This is a genomic window from Allosphingosinicella deserti (genome assembly GCF_003012735.1).
Classification (GTDB): Bacteria; Pseudomonadota; Alphaproteobacteria; order Sphingomonadales; family Sphingomonadaceae; genus Allosphingosinicella; species Allosphingosinicella deserti.
Map to the genome: position 1 here is coordinate 338,570 of NZ_PXYI01000004.1, position 18,618 is coordinate 357,187.

The window sequence follows — 18,618 nt, forward strand, 5'->3', positions numbered from 1 at the left end:
TTTCCATGAATGGGCTTCCTTACGTTTGGGGTGGAGATCGAAATTGGCAAGTCTGATGCGGGCCGCAGTGGTCGAGGGACCAGGGCGGCTCAAGGTCGAGCAGGTGAGTGTGCCGGAGCCCGGCGCAGGGCAGATCCGCGTGCGGCTGGAAGGCTGCGGTGTCTGCGCATCCAATCTGACGCCCTGGGAAGGGCCCGAATGGATGCAATTCCCAACCGAACCGGGTGCGCTCGGGCATGAGGGCTGGGGTGTCGTCGACGCGATCGGCGAGGGTGTTGCGGACTTCACGCTCGGCGACCGGGTCGCCGCCTTGTCGTTCAAGAGCTATGGCGAATATGACATTTCGGAAGCTTCCGCCGCAGTGAAGCTTCCCGATGCGCTTGCAGGGCAGCCCTTTCCGGGCGAACCGCTCGGTTGCGCGATGAACATCTTCCGCCGCAGCGACGTGCGCGCCGGGCAGACGGTGGCGATCGTCGGCATCGGCTTCCTCGGTGCGATCCTCACCCGCCTTGCCACCGATGCCGGCGCCCGCGTGATCGCGATCTCGCGGCGGCCCTATTCGTTGGATGTCGCGCGGCAGTTCGGCGCTGCCGCAACGATCCCGATGGATGACCACTGGGCGATCATCGAGGAAGTGAAGCGGCTGACCGATGGCGGATTGTGCGATCGCGTGATCGAGGCCGTCGGCAAGCAGTGGCCGCTCGATCTCGCCGGCGAACTCGTGCGGGAGGGCGGCAAGCTGATCGTTGCCGGCTATCACCAGGACGGTCCGCGCCAGGTCAACATGCAGATGTGGAATTGGAAGGGCATCGACGTGATCAACGCGCACGAGCGTGATCCCGACGTGGCGATGCAAGGCATTCGCGAGGCCGTCGACGCGGTCGCCTCCGGCCGGCTGGATCCGTCGCCCCTCTACACGCACAGCTATCCGCTCGAACGACTCGACGATGCGCTCAACGCCACCCGCGACCGGCCGGACGGCTTCCTCAAGGCGCTCGTGACCGTCTGATCCGGCCTCCGCCCTTTCGACACTGATCATCTGCCCGCCTCGGCGGACCAAAGGAACGCGCCCATGTCTTCTTCCCGTCCCCGCATCGGCTTTCTCGGCGTCGGGTGGATCGGCCGCCATCGCATGGAGGCGATGCTGGCGACCGGCGCCGTCGAGGCAGCCGCCTTCGCCGATCCCTCCGACGAGATGGCGGCCGAGGCCGGTAAGCTCGCGCCCGCCGCGAAGCGGGTGGATGGTCTCGAAGGTCTGCTGGCCGAACGGCTGGACGGGATCGTCATCGCGACTCCGAGTGCGCTCCATGCGGAGCAATCGATCCGCGCGCTGCAGGCGGGGGCCGCCGTCTTCTGCCAGAAGCCGCTCGGTCGCACCGCCGCCGAAGTCGCCTCGGTCGTAGAGGCCGCACGCGCGGCCGATCGGCTGCTTGCGGTCGACTTGTCGTATCGGTTCACCGCCGGAATGCAGCGAATCCGGGAGATGCTGCGTGGCGGCGAACTCGGCCGGGTCTATGCTGCGGATCTCGTCTTTCACAATGCTTACGGGCCGGACAAGGCCTGGTTCTACGATCCGGCGCTGTCGGGTGGCGGGTGCGTAATGGATCTCGGTGTCCATCTCGTCGATCTGGCGCTTTGGGCGCTCGATTTTCCCGCGGTGGAGACGGTGGACGCGCAATTGCTCGCAGGCGGTGCGCGGCTCGCCCCAGGCAAGGTGGAGGATTATGCCGTTGCGCAGATCGGCCTCGAAAACGACACTTCGGTGCGCCTTGCCTGCTCCTGGCGGCTGCCGGCCGGCTGCGAGGCGGTGATTTCCGCATCCTTTTACGGAACGGAGGGCGGTGCCGCCTTGCGCAACGTCGGCGGATCCTTCTACGACTTCACGGCGGAGCGTTTCCGCGGCACGTCTTCGGAGACGCTCGCCGGCCCGCCGGATTCATGGGGCGGCCGGGCCGCCGCCGATTGGGCGCAACGTCTGTCCTCGGGCGAGCGCTTTGATCCTGATGCAGCACGCTTGATCGACGTTGCGGCGGTTCTGGACCGCGTCTACGCACGGCCGTAAGGACCGAAAATGATTTTCTTCGCTCGCAATCAGTGTTATCTGATTGCGGGTGCAGACAAATGTCGTCCCGATGCTTGGGCCATCGTGGAGTGTACGACGTCAACCAGTGCCAGTCTGCCTGTTTATTCTCCGTGGGAGCCTTGGGTGTGGGCCCAGGCTTGATAATAGTTCCTGTCTTGGGGGCGGGAAGGGGGAGAAGACAGCATGGTTCAGGAAAGCGGGTCTCTGCCGCGGGCGCTCAGCGTGGTGATGCCCGTTCGAAATGCCGGCCCCTTTCTCGATTCAAGCATAAGCAGCATCCTCGATCAAAGTTTCGCCGACTTCGAGTTCGTCATTCGGGACGACGGATCGACCGACGGCTCCACTGGCCGGCTCCAGTCCTGGGCGGCTCGCGATCCGCGAATCCGTCTGTTCATCGGCAGCGAGTCGCTCGGCCCTGCCGCGAGCTCCAACTGGGTCGTCGCGAACTCGTCCGGGCGTCTCGTCGCACGTATGGACGCGGACGATGTCGCGCACCCCGATCGATTGAAGCGGCAGATCGAGGCCCTTGCCGCCGCACCCGCTGCCTGCCTGGTCGGCACCCTTTGGGAAGGAATAGACGAGCAGGGACGACACCTCCGGCCGCGGGATCGCTGGCGATTGTCCCGGACAACCCCTTTTTCACCGTTCCCGCACGGCTCCATCATGTTCCGGCGGGACGCGTTCGATCGTGCGGGCGGCTATCGTGCGGAGGCGAATTTCTGGGAGGACGCCGACCTCTACATGCGCATGGCCGAAATCGGCTCGCTGCTGGTGCTGCCGGATGCGTTGTATTTCCATCGATCGTCGGCGCTGAGCACGCGCCTGACGTCGGATCAGGAACTCGTCGAGACGTCGGTCGACCGCATGTATCGGCGGATGATCGGCATCGAAGGGGATCCCGCGGACGGCAAGGTGCTGCCGCGGGTGTTCGTATCGCTCGGCTCGACCCGTTTGTGGTCGGGGCGCTCACCTTCCGTCCTGCGTCGCCTGTTGCAGCGCGGCCGGCTTGGCTGGAATGCGGAGACTGCGGCAGTGCTGCTCTGGGCTGCATGGGGCCGGGTGTCGCCTTCAACGCTCCGTGCCTTTCTCCGTGGCGTCGTGCGACTGCGCGATCATTCGGTCCGCAAGCGATTCGTGGATGGTTGCCCGTGCGAGTGGCGAATTGCGGAAGCCGCCTGCCGCCGCGCCGAGGAGGCAAGTCGCAGTGAGGCTGCCGCGGCGCGCGTCTCAATCCCCGATCTGGCCGCCTGATCCCTTCGGTCCCGCAATCGCTCCGGCAATGCGCACGAGCTCGGCGGCAAGCGTGCGCGGAGGATCAGAGGGAACGAGATCCCGGATGCGGTCCGCGGCCAACGCTCCGATCATGCGCCATTCGTCGCGCCGCACCCAGGCGCGCTCCAGCGCCTCGTCGATCGATGCTTCCGTCGGCGCGGCGGCGACAAAGCCGGTGACATCGTCTTCCAGCACCTCGCAATTGCCGGCTATGTCGGTCGCGATCGCCACTCGTCCGCTCATCATCGCTTCGACCAGCACGAGCGGAAGGCCCTCGGCGCGGGTCGGCAACACCAGCCCGTGATGATCATCCCAGATCGCCGCGACGTTTGTCGCGTAGCCGCCGAAGCGAACGCTGGACAGGCGATGATAGGCCGCCATCGACTCGAGCGCTTCTTGCTGTTCGCCGCTTCCGAAGAAGGTCACGCTCACCGGCCGCGCCCGCCACTTCTCGTCGGCCAGGACACGGAGGAGCATGTCCTGTCCCTTTTCCTTGGGGTACAGCCTCCCGACACAGGCGAGGCGGAGCCCGGCTTCCTCGGATGGCCAGTCGCCGCGCTTTTCCCACGGAACCATGAACGGATTGCGGGTGACGGAGGCGCGCTCGATCGGGCAGCCGATCTGCTCTTCGGTCAGGCGATGATTGTGCTTGGAGACGAAAAAGGCATGCAACGCCTCCGCATAGATTGCGCGCACTTCCTTCAGCCAGGTGTCTCGCGGCCAGTAAAGGTCGGTCGCCTTCTGGCTGATCAGGACATAGGGATAGCCGATCCGGCGACAGATCCCGGCGAGCAGCAAGCCGTCATGGTTGCCGCCTTGCGAGATGACGACCAGATCGGGGCGCTTGCGCGCCCGAAGGCTGACGTGCAGGCGGAGCGCCTGCCAGGCGACGCTGAGCGGCGGCGAAATCCAGAAGATCGCCGAAAAGAGGGTATTCGGCAGAAACGGGAAGCGGGCAAGCTCGATCAGCTTGGCCCCGAGCCGGCGCAGCGCGTCGACATTGCCTTCGTGCGGCTTGAACCGGTTCTTGTAGGCGACGACCTTGTGGCCGTCCCCGGCCAGCGCAGCGGCCGTCAGGCTCCAGAGCTCTTCGCTCCCACCCCAGGTAAAGTTGCTGCTGATGAACGCGAAGCGCATCGGCCGCGCCGGCATTTCGCTCTTGCTACCCATAGTCTGGTCCTTCCCCCGGACAAGTACTAGGAAAGGTTGGCGATGGAACAAAGCGATTATTGCTTCGGGACCGGCGCACGCGATGCGTGACGGGGTCGCGGCCGTCCTTCGAGCGGGCGAATGGTGGGACTATAAGCTCGTTCCGATCCTGACCTTCTTCTATGCGACATGCCTGCTGCTCGGAAGCGGCATCGGCGAACTCTGGGGCGGGGCCGTTCTGCTTTTGCTCTCGCTGCTGCCGGGGGCGGCATATGTCAGCATAATCAACGACATCACCGACGTTCACGACGATCTTGCCGCGGGCAAGCGCAATCGCATGGTCGGACGATCCGCCGCATTCCGAATGATTGCGATCCTGTTGACCCTGGCCGGCGGCGCAATCTTCTTCTGGCTGTGGCGGCACGAGCGGCTGCTGCTCGCGTGCTACGGGGCGGCGTGGATCGCCTTCACTCTCTATTCGGTACCGCCCGTGCGGCTCAAGGCGCGGGGCCTGGCGGGAGTCCTTGCCGATGCCTGTGGCGCGCACCTGTTCCCCACCATGGTGGCGGTCGCGCTCGCCTGTGCAAGCGCGCAACAGCCGGTGGATCCGGTTTGGCTCTCGGCAGCGGCGGCGTGGGCGCTCGGCTACGGCCTTCGCGGCAATTTGTGGCACCAATTGCTCGACCGCGAGCGGGACATCGCCGCCGGCGTGCGGACCTTTGCCGAGCGCCACCCGCCGCACGTCGCGGCCCGGCTGGGGACCTGGCTCGCCTTTCCGCTGGAGGTGGCCGGCCTTGCAATTCTGCTCTGGAAGATGGCGAGCCTTCTGCCGCTGCTGGGGATCGCCGCCCATCTCTGCTTTTGCTATCGCCGGATGCGATTGTGGCAGATGCGTCCGGTGATTGCCGATCCCAAACCCGGCTTCTTCATCTTTCTCCACGAATATTATGACGTGTTGCTGCCGCTGTCGGTGCTCGCCGCCTCGGCCGTGACCCACCCGGCCGATCTCGTCGTGCTCGGGCTCCATCTCTTGCTGTTCCATCGCCGCGCGCTGGTCGTCGCCGAGGATGCGTGGAAGCTGGTGGGAAAGTCGGTGAAGATGCATGTCGAGCGACGTCTGATCCGAGGCCGCTGAGCGGCTATTCGACCTTATGCACGTCGGCGCGGACACGCGACAGCGCCTCGAGGCAGAAGCAGGTGGTGAGCGCTTCCGATCCCCAGCGCGGCGTATCCGGATGCGGATCTGCGAAGACGCCGTCTTTGCGCCGCTGCCGCCCGCCATGGTAAAGCGCCGCCCGCGGCCAGCTTCCCTGAACATCCGGGGATGCCAGGAGAGCATCGACCAATGACGGCGCAGGCTGCCGGCCCCACCAAAGCAAAGCACAGGCGGCGAGCGCCCGGTCCAGCGTCGTTTCCGGATCTGCCGAAAGGATTTTCCGGGCGACGATCGCTTCAGCTTCCGGGGCGATCGGGGCCAAGGCGCGCGAGAAGAAATACCAGATGGCGAACGGATTATCGTACCATTTGTCGCAACTTCGTTCGCCATCGCCGCGCAGGACATCGAGCAACATCGCGGCAACGGCCTCACGACGGGGGAAGTCGCCGAGGTAGAAAAGGGTGTTGGCGTTGACGACGGCATCGACGTCGTACGGCTTGGCCGATGTACGCCGATAGAAGAAGAAGAGGGTGACGGCATGGCGAAGCTGCGCCGCCGTGACGGCGAGATGGCGGCCTTTGGTCAGGCGCGGTCGCGGCGAGATCCAGGTGAAGAAGCGGCTGCGCAGATCGCGATTGGACAGCAGCAGCGAGCGATTGTCGGGAAAGGCAATGTCGGCCGATGCGAGCGCGGCTGAGGCGCAGCTGGTGTCGTCGAGATCCGGCGGCAGCTGTGCGTAGAACGGGTGCTCCCGTGTCCAGTGTCTCCACAGCCCGTTGGCATCCATCTCGCGGTGCAGGAATGCGAGCGCGCGCTCGCGTACCGGCGCAGCCTCCGGGCAGAAGCCGAGGCTTTGCGCCATCAACGCCGTAGGGAAGATCGACGGATCAAGCGTGCAGCCCGTCTCCATCTTCGGATCGGTCGACGCGAAGACCGGCAATTCGCCGCTGGCACATTGTGCCTCGGCGAGGAACGCGACTCCGCGGGCGATTGCCCCGTCGAGCTCAGCGCCAGTCGACATCGATCTTCACCAGGGCGTTCATGCGCGCCATCGCCACGGCCGTTGCAGTCGGCTCGCCTTTGACCGTGATGCCGGTGCCTGCATCCTTCCAGCCGTGGAGAGCGAGCGGAAGCAGAGTGGCCGCGTCGTTGAACGAACATTTCACGACATAATGGCCGGGGAGCAAAGGCAGCCGCGGTACGACGCAGTGGAGTTCGCCGCGGCCCGGCTCGAGCCGCGTGGGGGCCGCGGCCACGGCGCCGGTGACGCAGGTCCATTGATCGTCCGTCCAGATCGCGAACACCCAGAGGATCGTGACGGGCTGGCGGCACTGGTAGCGAACGGTCAGCCGCATCCCCTGATCGGTTGCAACCCCCTCCTGCGCTTCGCCTTCCACCAGAAGCGCTTCGATCGCCACCGGCGCCTCGTCGCTCGGGCCCGGCGCTGCCGAGGGACCGCGCTCCACCGGTCGCGTTTCGAACATGCGATGGAGCGTCTCAACGGCCGAACCCTCGAAGACGAGCCTGCCCTGTTCGAGAAGGATGCCGCGATCGCACACGGCCTGGATCTGGTGAAGGCTGTGGGAGACGAGCAGCAGCGATCCTCCCTCCGCCAGATAGGACCGCATGTGGGCGACGCATTTGCGCTGGAACGCCGCATCGCCGACCGCCAGCGCCTCGTCGACCAGCAGCAGATCGGGCTTGAGATGCGCGATCACGGCATATGCAAGCCGCGCCTTCATCCCCGAGCTGAACGACTGGACAGGGGCATCGAAGAACGCGCCAAGCTCGGCGAAGTCGGCAACGTCGTCGACCAGGCGATCCGCCGCCCGCCGGTCCAGCGCATGATAGGCCGCACTCACCCGGACGTTCTCGCGTCCACTCAGCACCGGGTTGAAGCCGGTGCCGAGCTCGATCAGGGCCTCGGCGCGGCCGCGAATGGCAATCTCGCCGCGGTCGGGCTTCACCAGCCCGAAAAGGAGCTTCAGCAGCGTGCTCTTGCCGGCACCATTATGGCCGACGACGGCAAGCGCCTCGCCGCGGCCGAGAGAGAAATGGATGTCGTCCAACGCCCAGAATTCGTTGGGCCTGAGCGCGGCCGGCCGCCCCGGCAGGAATTCGCGGGCAATGTCCCGGATGCCGTAGGCCAATGCGCTCCGGAGCTCGCGGCTGTAGCGTTTCGACAGTCCGGTTACGGCGAGGATCGGGGCGTCGCTCATAAAGCGATCGGCAGCTCGGTTGGGCTGAGTGCGCTCGCCGTCTTGAAGAAAGGCAGGGTTTGCGCCGGCGCACGCAGGCGGAGGTCGCCGGCCGCGTCAAGGAGAATGTCGAGGCTTGCCGCCACCACCCGGCGGCTGAGCGGCGCGCCGAGGCAATGGTGGATTCCGGATCCGAATGCGAGGTGGCGCTTCTGCGGCCGATCGAGAAGCAGATCGTGCGGCCGATCGAAATGCGCAGGATCGCGATTGGCCGCAGCGACGCAGATCTGGACGAGCGCATTGGCCGGGATGGTAACGCCGGCGGTCTCGACCGACCTGGTGGCGAGGCGCGGAAGCAGGTGCTCGGGCGGATGCAGCCGCATCACCTCCTCGATGAACGGTCCGAGCAGGACCCTGTTCGATCCGATCCGCGCCGTGAGATCGGGGTCGTCCGCGAGACGCAGTATGGCGTGGGCAATCACCCGTTCCGTCGTGGTGGTGGCGGCGAGCCACAGCAGGCGTACGAGGCTGCGTATTTCCGCGTCGCCGACCAGGCCGCCGGCATCGTCGCCCAATTCGGCGAAGATCGAGGCGCGCGGCGCGATCCGGTCCAGCACGGCAATGAGCTCCGCGAGTGGCTCCGAGGTGGCGAGCGCCCGGACGGAGCCCTCGGAGATCTCCGCGACTGCCGCGGCGTCGAAGCCGATCAGTTCGGCTGCAACGGCACGGCTGATCGGCGCTGCATAACCGCCGACCGCATCGATTTCCGGCCGCAATACGGCGCGCGCGATATCCCGCGCCCTTTCCTCGAGGCGACCGAGATTGCTGCTCGCGAAGCGCCGGGAGAGCAGCCGGCGGATGGCGGCCTGGCCGGGCGGATCCGCTGCGAGCAGGACGGCATCGACGCCGGCATAAGGCGCGTTCGAGAAAGTCTCGGCGTCCCCCAGTGCGCGCCGGGCGTCGTCATGTTCGAGGATGATCCAGAAACCGTGCCGTGGCAGGAATTGGACGCTGCCGGCAGCGCGCAGGCGATCATAATGCGGGAACGGGTTTGCGGCGACGGCCGCCTTGTCGAGATCGATCGTCTGCGCGTCCGGCGGCGCCACGAAGTGCGTCGCGCCGAGGCGCCGGCGTGCTGCCGAGACGATCCGGGACAAGACCTTCATCCGAGCCGCGCCACGACATGGGGACGGCAGAGACGGTAGAAGAGCCATGCGATCACGAGGACCAATGCGGTTGCTCCAACGACGGGGAGGAAGCCGGCCAACGCCGGGCCCGGCCCAAGCCAGGACCGGGTCGTCTCCAGAAGCGGCGTGACCGGATTGAAGCGGGTCAGCCCGGCGGCCGGTGCATGATAGAATATCGGGGTGAGAAAGAACCACAGCCCGGTCGCGAGCGCGATCGCACGGCCGACGTCCTGATAGAGAAGCCCCCACGGGAGCGCGATCATGCCGAAGGCGAGCCCGAGCATGATCAAGGCGCCGATGCCTACCGGAACGAGCAGGATCGTCGGCGCCGGTGCAACACGGAAGGCGAGCAAAGCAATCGCAAGAACCAGCATGCGGATCCCGGCATTGAGCAGGACTTCGAAGAGACCGCCAAGGATCAGGGCCTCGTGGGGGACGCGGCTGCGAGTTGTCATCTGCCGGCCGTTCGTCAGGTGCTGCAGAGGCGCGTTCAGCGCTTCCACGAACGTCTGCCAGAGCAGCATTCCGACGAGCACATGGGCGGGATAGGGAAGGTGTGTCGGGCCGACCGCAACGATCTGCCGGGACTGGAGATAGGTGCAGATCAGGGTCGCCGCAGCCGCCGGAGCCAAGAGCCACAGCCAGCCAAGCGCCGACCGTCTTTGCCGGCCGCGCAGATTTGCCCGGAACAGCGCCCATCCGATCGGCACGGACAGGCGAAGGTCGACGAACGCCGCACGCACGAAACCGCGCGGGTCGGCAAGCTGGGGGCGGGCGCTGATGAGCGTCGGATCCGTCACCGGAACGACCATAATGGCTTCGTGCAAAAGGGACAGAGGGCCGCGACGGCAGTGCTGTCGTGGACGTGCCTCCCGCGTGCCGAGATCCCGGCTCAGAAGGTTGGCATCGGAACGCCCGCTGCAGATCCTTGGGGTTACCCCGATCTTCAAGCCGCCAGAGCATCCCGAGTGGCCGCAAATCGCTCTAATGGAAGCCCGTGATCCTTCGGCTTTTGGCGCGCCGACGCAGTGCGGCATGGCGAACGCGCATCCGGTGGACGATGTCCAGTGGCAGCGGCCGCAGGAAGCTGACGCCGATCAGGGTCCGCCGCACCCAGCGTATCTCGCTTTCGCATGGGTCTTCCGTCTCGAACAGGATGGCGGCGAACTGGCCGGGCGCGATCGGCGCATCGGTGAGCCCGCAGAGTCCATAGATCGAGAGATCCTTGAGCCTCAGAACATAATGCATGCCCTCGAACACGAGGCGTGCTTCCGCGCCGGCGACGGGGTGACGGATTTCGACGCGTCGTTCCGATGCAAGCGGCACTGCGCGATTGCTGTCGTCCGGCGTTTCGCTTCCAGGCCTGGTTCGCGGCAGCATCAATGGCGTGCCTCCTCTTGTTCGATGCCGCTCACGCCACCCTTCTGCCATGCCAAGATCACCGACATGCGCCGATTGCGAGGATCGTACCGGTCCGCCGGCACGAACGGTTCGCGATCCGCCACCCCTTCGATTCGCGCGAGCCGATCGGCGCCGATGCCGGATTGCGCCAGTTTCGCCCGTGTCGCCTCCGCCCGCGCCGTAGACAGCATCCAATTGTTCATCATGCGTCCGGAGGCATAGGGCAGGGAATCGGTGTGGCCGCGGACGATGACGGCATTGGGAACCCGGGCGATCACCTTTGCGACCTCGCCGATCAGGCGGCTGGCGCGGGGCAGCAGGCGATCGGTGGAGAGCGCGAACATCGAGAAGTCGGCTTCGTCGACGAGATCGATGCGCAATCCTTCGCGAGTCTCGACCAGGCGGACGTTCTTGCGCAAAGCCTTGAGATCGGGATCGCCGGCCATGCGGGCATCGAGCGCGCGCTTGAGTGCTTCGAACCGCGCGCGGTCCTGCGTCGCGGAGTCGCCGCTCTCCGGCCCACCGATCGCGGCGCGCGGAACGACGATGGCGCGCTGCCCGGTCTGGCGGGCGCGATGCGCATAATCGTCTTCCGCGATCAGGGAATCGCCGCCGAGCACACCGTTCGCGCCGGCGCTGTTCTGGCGAAGCTCAACAAGGGTGGGCGTGAAATAGTCTGCGATCCCCTTTCGCTTCTGCTCGTCGGTCATGCCGAGCAGCCAGAGCAGGAGGAAGAAGGCCATCATCGCGGTGACGAAATCGGCGTAAGCGACCTTCCAGGCACCGCCATGATGGCCGGCATGCGCGGCCGCGACGATCTTCTTGACGATGATCGGCCGGGGAAGAGGCTCGTTGCGGCCGCGCGCCTTGCTCGCCACCGCTCAGCGTCCCCGCATGCCGTCGAACACGTCGGCGAAGGCAGGCTGGTTGGAATGGCTGATGCTGGATCGGGCCGCTTCGATCACCAGCGGCAATGGATGGCCGTGCAGGGAGGCGACGATGATCTGCTTGACGACATGGTAGATCGCCGAATCCGCCTCGATCACCTGCCGCGCCCGATTGGCGAACGGACCGACGATGCCGTAGGCGAGCAGAACCCCGAGAAAGGTGCCGACCAATGCCGATCCGATCATTCCGCCGAGGATCGCCGGCGGCTGATCGATCGACCCCATTGTCTTCACCACGCCGAGCACGGCCGCGACGATGCCGAGGGCAGGGAGGGCGTCGGCCAGGCTCTGTAGAGTGTCGGCGGGCCGGATCGTATCGTGATGGTGAGTCTTGAGATTGTTGTCCATCACCTCCTCGACGGCGTGCGGATCGAGCGTTCCCGACGAGACGACGACCAGCCGCAACGTGTCGGCGATGAGATGGACGAGCGTGTCGTCCTTCAGCAGCCGCGGATATTCGGCGAAGATCGGGCTCGATCGGGGATCCTCGATATGCGGCTCGACCGCCACCGGCCCGTCGGTGCGCAGCATCTTCATCAGCCGCGAGACCAGGAAGATCGCCTCGAGGAAATCCTGCTTGCGATATTGCGGCCCCTTGAAAATCTTGACGACCCCGCCGCACAAGGCCTTCAGTTCCTTGAGCGAGTTGCCGGCGATCACCGCGCCGAGCGCGGCGCCCCCGATGATCAGCATTTCGTGCGGAATGGCATGGAGAACGGGCCCGAGCGCGCCCCCGGTGATCAGAAACCCGCCGAACACCATGACGAGCACGACGATCACGCCGATCGCTGGAAACATCTCGACCCCACCTGATTGGGAGGCAGGAAGATGCCCGCCTCGCAGCAACGTTAACGGCAGGATGCCGGAGAGCTTTAGCGCCTCGCAACGTGGGGCACGGGGGCGAAGGCAGCGCCGCCGCTCACTCCGGATGTTCCGGCATCAGCGCACCGGCGCGCGAGCCCTTCCCGGTGAGATTCATCACATTCACCCCGAGCTTACCGTTCGGGCCGAACCCGTCGAAGCCCGTCTTTCCCCTCGAGAAAGGACGTGAAGGTTGGGGGTTCGACAAGCTCAGCCCAAGCGGGGTCTTTGGTTGCGCCGCAACGTCTCCCGCCGCGAATTTCTCAGCCCAAGCCGGGAGTCTATAGTGCTCCCCCAACCGTCTGACGCAGCGAGCTTCTATCCCTCGCCGGAGGTGTCGGCATGTCTGGCTTCCCGAGGGGCGCGCACTCGGCGTTCCGGTATCCCTTACCTTCTTGCGCAGCAATCATAAATAGAAAGAATGATCCGGTTCGGCGAAGATTGACGGGTCGGCCAGTCGCTATCCGCTGCGCCGAAGAATAGAGTGTCGTTCGACCGTGCGGCTATGCCTGCACCAGCGATCGAGCGGAGATATTCGAAGAACCAGGGGGTGCAACGATGACATTGGATCTTGTGCAATCGGTTGTGTACATGGCCTTCGCCGCTGACGGCGCCTCAGGCATTGTCGACTCGCAGGCCGGGCTTACGACCTACCTGCGGAATTACCTGAATGGTGGAACGGCGCCGGACGGCAGCGACTATCACGGCTTTCTGCCATGGTTCAACAGCGCGCAGATCGGCTACCAGTTGATCGGTGGAGACTGGGAAATCCTTTGGGGGCCCGTCGCGATACCGCAGCCGCACGTTTCCCAGAGCTATTCGGCGAACGCGATGTACGTCGCCTTCAGCCCTTCACAGCGTGTCTATGTCGTCGGGGTCGCCGGAACGGACTTCGACAGCCTCTACGACTGGTTTTACGAGGACGGCAATGTCGCCGCGTCGGACATGGTGGACTGGCCGCTGAATGGCGGGTCCTTCAACGGCGCCAAGATTTCCGGTGCCACGTTCACCGGCATCACCAACCTTCTGGGAATGACCGACAGCTCGGGCGCGAGCTTGGCAACCTTCCTCGAGGCAATCTCCGCCACCGACAAGAGCGCCTCCACCTTGATCTTCACCGGGCACAGCCTCGGTGGCGCTCTGGCGCCGACGCTTGCGCTCAACCTGTACCCGGATCCCGCCGGCTCCGGCTGGCAGAAGGTCAATGTGCTCGCACTTGCGGGTCCGACGCCGGGCAACAAGGCGTTCGCGACTCTGTTCAACACCGCTTACCCTCAAATCTCTTCAGGCGGTGCTACCTATCCCTACTGGAACACCAACTATCAGAACTTCGCCGACATCGTCCCACGCGCCTGGAACCGGATCCAGTCCGTTGCCCCGCTGCCGTCTAACGGCTGGAGCTATTATTCGATCTGGGGGAAGCTCGGCCTGGCGCTGAACTTCGAAATCCAGGAACTGATCAAGGGCGTCAACATCCTCGTGGCGGGCGCAGACTATTGGCGCATCAACCATCTCGTGTTCGGAGCCGATTGGGGCTGTTTCGATCCGGGTGCAGCGATCGTGCCGCCGTCCGGCGGAGACTGGCCCTATCCTCCCGCCTGGCCGACCTGGGTCAACTGGCCGCGCTACGGGATCACCAACCCGCTGACCTCGCGCGATCAGTTGGAGCCGTTGATCGAGGCCGCCCATATCGACCAATATTACCGCTATTTCGGCCTGATGCCGATCCCGCATTTTCCGCTCGGTACCCAGCAGGAGGCGCGGCGAACGGCGGCCGCAGCGAAGAAAAATCTGCTTCGCGCCGCCGCACGCCTCAGCACGGTCGAGCCCGCATCGGACGAGCGGATCAAGTCCGCCGACGAGGCTCCCGACGAGGAAGGCTGAAACGGTGGAATCCAGTCCCTGAGAGCGGATCGAAGGCCTGGAGCATTCGGCAGGAGCCTCGAGCATGATCGGATCAGGCTGAAACAGCCTAATCCTGAATCATGCTCTCGTCCTTGGTCTAAAGCCTGATTCACACCTCAGGTCGGAGCTAAACGCTCCAACTAAGGCGATCAGGCTCTAGCGGATCAGATCGAACAGGCTGGTCTTGTTCACTTCGGCGAAAATCGCTTGCGCTGCCTTGAGGTGGACGTCCTTCATCTGGATCCGGGCCAGCACTTCGGTAATGTCGGCGCCTTCAATCGCGCTTCTCTGCTCTTCGAGGACGAGGCCGTTGTCGATCAGCTTTTCGCGGGCCTTGTCGAGCCAGTCGGCGCGGATGCCCTGATCGGCGAGTGCCGTCGCGATCTGGTTCGCCCCCCTGTCGATCGAGTCGATCGATGCCGTCACCGCCGCGGCGCGCGCGGACGGATCGGCGATCTCGGCGGCCGTCGCGGCCGCCTGCAGGGCTGCGACGATGTCGATGGGGATCGAGAACACCGCCTCACGGCTGGCCACCGGGGCGATGCGCGTGCCGGGGTTGACCGGAACGGCAAGGCTGCTGCCGATCCGGAACAGCGGCTCGCCCCGGGTGTCGACGCTGCTGCGGTAAGACGCGATTTCCGAGGCCAGGCCCCGCAGCTCCGAGGCGATCAGCGCACGGTCATCGGCGGAGCTGGTGCCGGTCTTGGCGCGGAGCATCAGCTCCTTGGCGCGATCGAGGGCGGTGCCGGTCGATTTGATCGCGGTTTCGGCCTGGGCGGCGAGGGCGGTCGCCGTGGTGACGTTGCGGAGCCACACCTCCTGGGTCGCTTCGACGCCGCGTATCTCGGCGGCGCGGGCGGCGCCGAGCGGATCGTCCGAAGGCGCGAGGATCTTCTTGCCGGTGGTGATCTCGGTCTGGCCGCGGGCGATCTCCCGGGCGAGCTGCGCCTGACGGTTGATCTCCTGGGTGAGGCGGAAGCGGGTGCCGGTGATCATCGCATATATCCCTGGAAGAAGGGTTCAGAACAGATCGAGGATCGATTGCAGCGTGTCGCGGGCAACCTGGACGATCTTGGCCGATCCGTCATAAGCGCGCTGGTAGCGGAGCAATTCGGCGGCCTCCTGATCGAGATCGATGCCCGAGACCTCGTCGCGGGCGGCGAAGCTGCCGTCGCGGCGGGTGGCGGCGGCCGAGGCTTCGGAGCGGGCGGATTGCAGCGCCTGCGCGTGCGAGGCCACCAGCGCGGCCCAGCGGCTTTCGACGCCGCCGGGGCCGCGCAGATCGCCGAGCACGAGCAGATTGCCGTTCTCGACCCCCGCGCCGGAAGCGGCGGCGATGGCCGCGGGATTGCCGGTCGTCGTCGCCAGGGTCGAGGCGTCGCCGGTCATCACGAGCAACGCCGCGCCCGGCGTTCCGGTGGGCGTGCGGCCGCCCGCCTGCCAATCGTTGACCTCATCGACGAATTGTTGCGCGGTGGCGTTGAGCTCGGCCCGCTTGTCGGCGGTCGAGCCCGCGACATCGACGAGGCCGGACAGGCGTCCGCCGGTGGCGGGAAGCGGAGTCGTCGTGCCGTTGGCGAACAGGGTCAGCGCGATCCGGCCGTCAGCCGCCGTCGCGGCACCAACAGTGGCCCGCTGGGTCTGATCGAGCAGGGTGACTCCGCTCACCCGCGCCAGGGTAAGGCTGGCGGTGCCGTTCGCCTCGATCGAGGCCTCGACGTCGATGCGAACGGCGATCGAATCGATCAGCCGATCGCGTTCGTCCTCCATCGAGGCCCGCGCGGTTCCGCCGATCTTGCTCTGGCGGAGGGCATCGTTGACCTCGGCGAGCGCGGCGAGATCGGCGTTGAGGCCGTCGACCTCCGTCGCGGCGGCGTCGGCGATGCCGGTCGCGACGCGCTGCAGAGCCTCGGCCGTCTCGCGGATTTCGCCGGCTGCGATCGACAGTGCGGTGAGCATGGCACTGCGCGCGAGACGATCGGACGGTGTCGCGGCGAGCGCTTCACCGGCATTGAAAAAGCCGCCGATCGCGGTGCCGACCGAGGACGGGCCGTCGCCGAGCGCGGTCTCGACCGCGCCGAGCCATTGTTCGCGCACCGCGGCGCGTCCCGCCCCCGAGGCTGCGTAGCGGGCGTCGGCGGCGCGATAGGCGTCCCATGCGCGGGCGACCGACGCGGCCTCGACTCCGGCGAAGAGCAGATCCTCACGATAGAGGGGGCTGCGCGAGCCCGTGTTGATCCCCTCGCGCAGGCGCACCTCGCGGCGGGCGTAACCCGGATTTTCGGCATTGGCGACATTGTCCGCCACCGCGGCGAGCGCGGTGCGGTAGGCAGTCACGCCGGACAGGCCGATGGCAAGGAGATCACTCATTCCCGTTTCTCCCCAGCGAGCCCGCCAAATTGCCTCTCGAGCATTTCGGCAATGCCGAAGCCGCCTTGCTCGGCCATCGCATCGGCGAGCTGCGAATCCTGCATCGATCGGAACTGCTCGGCCGCCTGGCCGCCGCTCAAGATATCTTCGCCGAGGCTGGCCTGGCGCATCGATCCGATCATCTGTCGAACGAACACCGCCTCGAACGCCTTGGCCGCGGCCTTGAGCTCGGCCGCCGTGCCGCCGTCGGATGCAGGGGCCGTGCCCGATATGGATATTGGGTCGATCACAGGATGACGAGCTCCGCCTTCAAGGCACCGGCCTGCTTCAGGGCTTCGAGGATCGCGACGAGATCCGACGGTGCGGCGCCGATCGCGTTCACCGCCTTGACGATCTCGGACAGGGATGCGCCGGGCGCGAAGCGGAACATCGGATTTGCTTCCTCGCGCACCTGGATGTCGGAACTTTCCTCGGTCTCGGTCCGCCCGCGCGAGAAGGCTTCCGGCTGCACCACGCGCGGGCTTTCCTTGACGGACACGGTGAGCTTGCCGTGGCTGACGGCGGCGGGACTGATCTGGACGGCGCCGTTGATCACCACCGTGCCGGTGCGGGCGTTGACGATCACCCGTGCAGGCGCGTCGGCGGGGTCGACGTCGAGATTCTCGATCCGGCTCATCAGCGTCGCACGGGTTTCGGCGCCGGGCTCGGCCTGGATGGCGATGCTGACCGCATCGGTCGCCCGGGCGATCGCGCCGAGATTGAGGTTGATCGCGGCGGCGACGCGCTGGGCGGTGGTGAGATCGGCCTCGGCGAGGTTGAAGACGAGTTCGGGCGCGGTGGCGAAGCCGGCGTCGACCGCGCGTTCGACCGTGGCGCCGTTGGGAATGCGGCCGGCCGACGGAATGTTGATCGTCAGCTTCGATCCGTCATTGCCCTCGACCCCGAGGCCGCCCACCGCGACGCTGCCCTGCGCCATCGCGTAGATCTGGCCGTCGGCGCCGATCAGCGGCGCCATCAGCAGGGTGCCGCCGCGGATCGACTTGGCCTTGCCGAGCGCCGAGACGGTGATGTCGAGCCTTTGCCCGGGTTTGGCGAAGGGCGGCAGCTCGGCGGTGACCATGACCGCCGCCGCATTCTTGAGCGCGGGGTTGAGGCCCGCGGGCAGGGTCAGCCCGAAGCGCGCGGCGACACCCTTCATGCCCTGGGTCGCATATTCGAGGCTATCGTCGCCGGTGCCGGCGAGCCCGACGACGAGTCCGTAGCCGGTCAGCTGGTTGGCGCGGAGCCCCTGGAACGCGCCGATATCCTTGACCCGGGCCGCTCCGGCCGGAGCGGCGAAGCCGAGCGCGGCGGCGAGACCGGCGAAAAGGAGCAGGAAGGTTCGCATGACTCGCATCCTGTCAAAAGGGGCTGAAGCGGCTGAAGAAGCGCTGCAGCCAGCCCTGGCGGCTGGCGCGGGCGATCTCGCCGCGTCCCGAATAGGTGATGTCGGCATTGCCGACCCGGGTGGAGGCGATGCGGTTGTCGGCGGTGACATCCGATTGGCGGACGATGCCGGCGATGCGGACGAACTCGTCGCCGCGGTTGAGCGTGATCCTTTTCTCGCCGCGGACCAGCATGGTGCCGTTCGGATAGACTTCGGCGACGGTGACGGTGATCTCGCCCGACAGCGAGTTGGATTGTGCCGCCTGGCCCTTGCCGTCAAACGCGTTCGATCCGCCCATGTTGAATTCCTGCGGCCTGAACAGAGCGAGCGGACCTTCCCGCGGCGGCGCGAGGGCGATGTCGCCCTTGCGGCCGGTGGTGGCGACCGCTGATTTGGCGGCCTGGGTGCGCTCGACCAGCACGATGGTCAGCAGATCGCCGACCGAGGCGGCACGGGTGCCGCTGGTCAGCGGCGCATAGCCGTGGCTCGCCTGGAAGATCCCGCCATTGGCGTGCGTTGGCGGCGGTGGCGGCGCATAAGCCGGTGCATAAGCGTCTGGCTTCTTGCCGGCCGAAAGCAGGACGAAGGCGCCGATCAGCGCAGTGCGCTTCAGGACGCGGCGATGCTGCCGCGGAAAACCGCTGCCCACCTTTTCGCGCATCG

General features: G+C 66.2%; 18 protein-coding genes. 5 read left to right on the forward strand and 13 right to left on the reverse strand.

The annotated features are described in order from the left end of the window. Nucleotides 1-43: 43 nt before the first annotated feature. The 3 genes from C7I55_RS13695 (at nucleotide 44) to C7I55_RS13705 (ending at nucleotide 3,334) form a co-directional block, all read left to right on the forward strand. Nucleotides 44-1,009 (forward strand): MDR/zinc-dependent alcohol dehydrogenase-like family protein, encoded by a 966-nt coding sequence (locus C7I55_RS13695; protein ID WP_233222207.1) that lies wholly within the window; start codon nucleotides 44-46, stop codon nucleotides 1,007-1,009. 63 nt (nucleotides 1,010-1,072) lie between these two features. Beyond that, nucleotides 1,073-2,062 carry a Gfo/Idh/MocA family protein gene (locus C7I55_RS13700; protein WP_106513536.1) on the forward strand — a complete coding sequence of 330 codons (990 nt, stop codon included), beginning with the start codon at nucleotides 1,073-1,075 and terminating at the stop codon, nucleotides 2,060-2,062. Nucleotides 2,063-2,266: 204 nt separating this feature from the next. Then, nucleotides 2,267-3,334, forward strand: a complete 1,068-nt coding sequence (locus C7I55_RS13705; RefSeq protein WP_106513537.1) for a glycosyltransferase family 2 protein — start codon at nucleotides 2,267-2,269, stop codon at nucleotides 3,332-3,334. Here the strand turns inward: C7I55_RS13705 and C7I55_RS13710 are convergent. Then, nucleotides 3,311-4,525, reverse strand: a complete 1,215-nt coding sequence (locus C7I55_RS13710) for a glycosyltransferase family 4 protein (protein WP_106513538.1) — start codon at nucleotides 4,523-4,525, stop codon at nucleotides 3,311-3,313. The two genes, C7I55_RS13705 and C7I55_RS13710, sit on opposite strands and share 24 nt — an antisense overlap. Before the next feature lie 82 nt (nucleotides 4,526-4,607). Here C7I55_RS13710 and C7I55_RS13715 point away from each other — a divergent pair, with 82 nt between their 5' ends. Beyond that, nucleotides 4,608-5,639 carry a UbiA family prenyltransferase gene (locus tag C7I55_RS13715; protein ID WP_158266420.1) on the forward strand — a complete coding sequence of 344 codons (1,032 nt, stop codon included), beginning with the start codon at nucleotides 4,608-4,610 and terminating at the stop codon, nucleotides 5,637-5,639. A 4-nt stretch (nucleotides 5,640-5,643) separates the two neighbouring features. Here the strand turns inward: C7I55_RS13715 and C7I55_RS13720 are convergent, their stop codons facing one another. From C7I55_RS13720 to motA, 7 genes are all read right to left on the reverse strand, one after another. Beyond that, a complete protein-coding gene (locus tag C7I55_RS13720; RefSeq protein WP_106513540.1) occupies nucleotides 5,644-6,681 on the reverse strand; it encodes a hypothetical protein in 1,038 nt (345 codons plus the stop codon). After that, entirely contained in the window at nucleotides 6,665-7,879 is a 1,215-nt protein-coding gene (locus C7I55_RS13725; RefSeq protein ID WP_106513541.1) for an ABC transporter ATP-binding protein, read from the reverse strand. Before C7I55_RS13725 ends, C7I55_RS13720 begins: the two co-directional genes overlap by 17 nt. Then, on the reverse strand, nucleotides 7,876-9,024 hold the full coding sequence (locus C7I55_RS28170) for a cytochrome P450 (protein WP_158266421.1): 1,149 nt from the start codon (nucleotides 9,022-9,024) through the stop codon (nucleotides 7,876-7,878). The genes C7I55_RS13725 and C7I55_RS28170 overlap by 4 nt, the downstream gene beginning before the upstream one ends. Beyond that, nucleotides 9,021-9,857, reverse strand: a complete 837-nt coding sequence (locus tag C7I55_RS28175; protein ID WP_158266422.1) for an ABC transporter permease — start codon at nucleotides 9,855-9,857, stop codon at nucleotides 9,021-9,023. The genes C7I55_RS28170 and C7I55_RS28175 overlap by 4 nt, the downstream gene beginning before the upstream one ends. 172 nt (nucleotides 9,858-10,029) lie before the next feature. Beyond that, nucleotides 10,030-10,425, reverse strand: a complete 396-nt coding sequence (locus tag C7I55_RS13735) for a hypothetical protein (RefSeq protein WP_106513542.1) — start codon at nucleotides 10,423-10,425, stop codon at nucleotides 10,030-10,032. Next, a complete protein-coding gene (locus C7I55_RS13740) occupies nucleotides 10,425-11,324 on the reverse strand; it encodes a flagellar motor protein MotB (protein WP_106513543.1) in 900 nt (299 codons plus the stop codon). The genes C7I55_RS13735 and C7I55_RS13740 overlap by 1 nt, the downstream gene beginning before the upstream one ends. 3 nt (nucleotides 11,325-11,327) lie before the next feature. Beyond that, on the reverse strand, nucleotides 11,328-12,191 hold the full coding sequence (motA, locus tag C7I55_RS13745; RefSeq protein WP_106513544.1) for a flagellar motor stator protein MotA: 864 nt from the start codon (nucleotides 12,189-12,191) through the stop codon (nucleotides 11,328-11,330). Between the two features lie 621 nt (nucleotides 12,192-12,812). Between motA and C7I55_RS13750 the strand changes: the two genes are divergently transcribed. After that, nucleotides 12,813-14,138 carry a lipase family protein gene (locus C7I55_RS13750; RefSeq protein ID WP_106513545.1) on the forward strand — a complete coding sequence of 442 codons (1,326 nt, stop codon included), beginning with the start codon at nucleotides 12,813-12,815 and terminating at the stop codon, nucleotides 14,136-14,138. A 177-nt stretch (nucleotides 14,139-14,315) separates the two neighbouring features. On the opposite strand, the gene C7I55_RS13755 is transcribed toward C7I55_RS13750, so the two are convergent. From C7I55_RS13755 to C7I55_RS13775, 5 genes are read right to left on the reverse strand one after another with little or no spacing between them, the layout of a single operon-like run. Further along, entirely contained in the window at nucleotides 14,316-15,155 is an 840-nt protein-coding gene (locus C7I55_RS13755) for a flagellin (protein WP_106513546.1), read from the reverse strand. Nucleotides 15,156-15,179: 24 nt separating this feature from the next. Beyond that, nucleotides 15,180-16,529: a flagellar hook-associated protein FlgK gene (gene flgK / locus C7I55_RS13760; RefSeq protein WP_106513547.1), complete on the reverse strand. Its 1,350-nt coding sequence runs from the start codon at nucleotides 16,527-16,529 to the stop codon at nucleotides 15,180-15,182. After that, entirely contained in the window at nucleotides 16,526-16,819 is a 294-nt protein-coding gene (locus C7I55_RS13765; RefSeq protein WP_233222208.1) for a rod-binding protein, read from the reverse strand. Before C7I55_RS13765 ends, flgK begins: the two co-directional genes overlap by 4 nt. Next, nucleotides 16,816-17,925 (reverse strand): flagellar basal body P-ring protein FlgI, encoded by a 1,110-nt coding sequence (locus C7I55_RS13770; protein WP_106513548.1) that lies wholly within the window; start codon nucleotides 17,923-17,925, stop codon nucleotides 16,816-16,818. Before C7I55_RS13770 ends, C7I55_RS13765 begins: the two co-directional genes overlap by 4 nt. Nucleotides 17,926-17,929: 4 nt before the next feature. After that, nucleotides 17,930-18,616, reverse strand: coding sequence for a flagellar basal body L-ring protein FlgH (locus C7I55_RS13775; protein WP_106513549.1), 687 nt, complete (start codon nucleotides 18,614-18,616; stop codon nucleotides 17,930-17,932). Nucleotides 18,617-18,618 lie beyond the last annotated feature (2 nt).